Raw genomic sequence first — 3,280 nt, forward strand, 5'->3', positions numbered from 1 at the left:
AGATCATCCCCACTGAGCCAAACAGGTGGTCCCTAGCCCGTGGCCAAACCATGGTCCCATCACCTAGGCGAATGACACCTGCCCCGTGCCGTCGGCGGTGAGTACGTCGCGGCTCTGCTGGGCAGCTGCGATCGGACCTCCGCCCTAGGGTGTCGCGACTACGCGATTCTGATGCTGTTGTCCCGGTTGGGATTACGCAACGGTGAGGTGTCGCGGCTACGCCTGGACGACATAGACTGGCAGGCTGGTCAGCTGTTGATCCGCGGCAAGGGAAACCGAAACGAGGTCCTGCCGCTGCCCGACGATGTCGGTCGAGCCCTGGTGGACTACCTGATTAATGCCCGGCCGTGCGGGATCGATTCTCGCGCCGTGTTCGTCATCGGCCGGGCACCGTTCACACCGCTGTCGCTGAGCGCGATCACCAGCATCGTCGTCGCGGCCTGTGATCGTGGCCGGGTCGCAAGGATCGGCCCACATCGGCTGTGGCACTCGGTGGCCAGTGATCTGCTCGGTCGGGGCGCGTCGCTGGCAGAAGTCGGGCAGTTGCTTCGGCACCGGGACCAGTCCACCACAGCCGTTTACGCGAAGCTGGATCACCGGGCACTGAGCGCCTTGGTGCGGCCCTGGCCCGGCACATGATGGCCACGGAGGTGACGTTGCGCCGGCGCGCCGAGGACTACCTGGCGGTGCGTCGGGCACTAGGTTACAAGCTGGCCGAGAACGAGATCCTGCTCAGGCAGTTCCTCGACTACTTGGAACGATCCGATGCCACGACGGTCACGACCGCCGCGGCGGTGGCGTGGGCCATCGCGACGCCCGGGGGCACCCCGCGCTGGCATCGGCGGCGTCTGTCGGTGGTACGGGGCTTCGCCCGTCACCTCAACGCTTTGGACCCCCGCTGCGAAGTGCCTCCGGCCGGGTTGTTGCGTTGTTTCCCGAATCGCCCTGTCCCGCATCTGTATTCCGAGGAGGAGATCAGCGCTCTGATGCGGGCCGCGGACAGCATGTCCCGGCAGCGGTTGCGCGCGGCGACCTACCGGACCTTGATCGGTCTTCTGGCGGTGACCGGCATGCGGGCCGGGGAGGCGGTGCGCCTGAACCGCGAGCACGTCAATCTCGAAACCGGGGTGCTGACCATCATCGACTCCAAATACGGCAAGTCCCGCCAGGTCCTGCTGCACGCCTCCACCGTCGCAGCGCTGCGCGACTACAGTCTGCTGCGCGACGCCACACCCGGCACCGACCGCTGGCTGGCGTTCTTCGTGTCGAGGAACGGCAGGTTGATCGTCAACACCATCGACTACACCTTCGCCGATCTCCTCCCCGCCGCCGGAATCCGCTGCGCCCCAGGAGAACCGCATCCACGCATCCACGATTTGCGCCATTCGTTCGCCATTCGAACCATGCTCGACTGGTATCGATCCGGCGCCGATGTTCAAGCGCAGCTACCGCTGCTGTCGACCTGGCTTGGCCATATATCGCCGGCATCGACGTATTGGTACCTCCAAGCTGCCCCGGAGTTGCTGGCTCTGGCCGCGCAGCGTCTGGAAAGTCCTGTTCCCACCACTGCTCAAGGAGCCTTGTCATGGCCACGCTCGGGCCCGCTTCTCGAAGCGTTCTTCACCGACCATCTGATGGCCCAGCGGCAAGCTAGCCTCAACACGATCGCCGCCTATCGCGACACGTTCCGGCTGCTGCTGGTGTTCACGCGCGACCGCACCGGCAAGCCGCCGAACACGATCGACATCGGCGACTGGGACGTCGGGCTGATCACCGCGTTCCTGCAGCACCTGGAAACCGATCGCGCCAACAGCGTCACCACCCGCAACGCGCGGCTGGCCGCGATCCATTCGCTGTTCGTCTTCGCCGCCTACCGGCTGCCCGAGCACAGCGGTCTCATCCAACGCGTGCTAGCCATGCCTCCGAAACGGTTCGACCAGACCGGCGTCTGCTTCCTCACCGCCGAGGAGATAACCGCGCTGATCGCCGCGCCCGACCAATCAACCTGGACCGGCCGCCGTGACCACACTCTGCTTCAGGTGACCACTCAGACCGGGCTGCGGGTATCGGAACTGATCGGGCTGCGCCGCGAGGACGCCCACCTGGGCGCTAGCGCGCACCTGCGCTGCCACGGCAAGGGCCGCAAGAATCGCGTCACGCCACTGACAGCGACAACCGTTGCCGCGCTGCGCAACTGGCTAGCCGAACGCGGCGGCGACGATGCGGACCCGATCTTCAGCACCCGATCCGCCCGCCCGCTCAGCCGCGACGCGATCGAGCAGCTTGTCGCCAAGCACGCCGCAACCGCGGCCCGATCGAACTCGGCTTTGGCTGCGAAACACGTTTCTCCGCACACCCTTCGGAACTCCACCGCCATGGCGCTGCTGCACGCCGGTGTCGACCTTTCGGTAATCGCACTCTGGCTCGGCCACGAGTCCACGCAATCGGTTCAGGCCTACCTCCACGCCGACATGGCCCTCAAGGAACGCGCCCTGGCCCGGACAAAACCCGGCGACAGCGATCCCGATCGCTACCACCCACCCGACGACCTACTCGCCTTCCTCAGCAACCTGTAACCGGAGCACATTATGTCGACATCATCAGGAGCTGTCCGGCACCGACCACAGTCAGAAATCGTCTGCGCGGCATAACGGTCATTGCGGCATAAGGTCCGCAAGTATCTGGCTGGTGACAGCACGCCGGGGGTGCGGGCCCGGCCCGGCCCGGATCCGTTCGACCCGTTCGTCGACTACGTCGCCGCGCGGCTGACCGAGGACCAGCACTTGTGGGCCCGCACCCTGTTCGACGAACTCGAGGAGTTGGGGTTCGGGTTGTCGTATCAGAGCCTGACCCGCAACATCCGGACCCGGAATCTGCGCCCGGTGTGCCAGGCTTGCCGGACCACCACCGAGCGCCCGAACGCGATGATCCCACACGCCCCGGGCGATGAAACCCAGCGGGACTGGCTGGAATTGCCCGACCCACCGGCATCCTGGGGCTGGGGCAAGACCGCTCACCTGTTGGTCGGCTCACTGGCGCATTCGGGTAAGTGGCGCGCCTTCTTGGCGCCGGCCGAGGATCAGCCGCACCTGGTCGCCGGCCTCGACCGGGTGACCCGCAGCCTGGGCGGGGTCACGCGGGTGTGGCGCTTCGATCGGATGGCCACGGTCTGCGACCCAGGCTCGGGACGAGTGAGCGCCTCGTTCGCTGGGGTCGCCAAGCACTACGGCGTCTCAGTGGCGATCTGCCCGGCCCGGCGCGGTAACCGCAAGGGCGTGGT

The 3,280-nt window shown here is 66.5% G+C and carries 2 protein-coding genes and 1 pseudogene; all 3 read left to right on the forward strand.

Features of this window, described 5'->3' with window-relative positions; translation table 11 throughout:
- The first annotated feature begins 117 nt into the window (after positions 1-117).
- Complete coding sequence (locus AWC25_RS00530) at positions 118-639, forward strand: tyrosine-type recombinase/integrase (RefSeq protein ID WP_264034069.1); 522 nt, start codon at positions 118-120, stop codon at positions 637-639.
- Positions 636-2,576 carry a tyrosine-type recombinase/integrase gene (locus tag AWC25_RS27745; protein ID WP_308204739.1) on the forward strand — a complete coding sequence of 647 codons (1,941 nt, stop codon included), beginning with the start codon at positions 636-638 and terminating at the stop codon, positions 2,574-2,576. Before AWC25_RS00530 ends, AWC25_RS27745 begins: the two co-directional genes overlap by 4 nt.
- 84 nt (positions 2,577-2,660) lie before the next feature.
- Positions 2,661-3,280 (forward strand): annotated as a pseudogene (locus AWC25_RS00540) (transposase); the annotation flags it as partial.

The organism is Mycobacterium sherrisii (assembly GCF_002102355.1).
GTDB classification, from domain to species: Bacteria; Actinomycetota; Actinomycetes; order Mycobacteriales; family Mycobacteriaceae; genus Mycobacterium; species Mycobacterium sherrisii.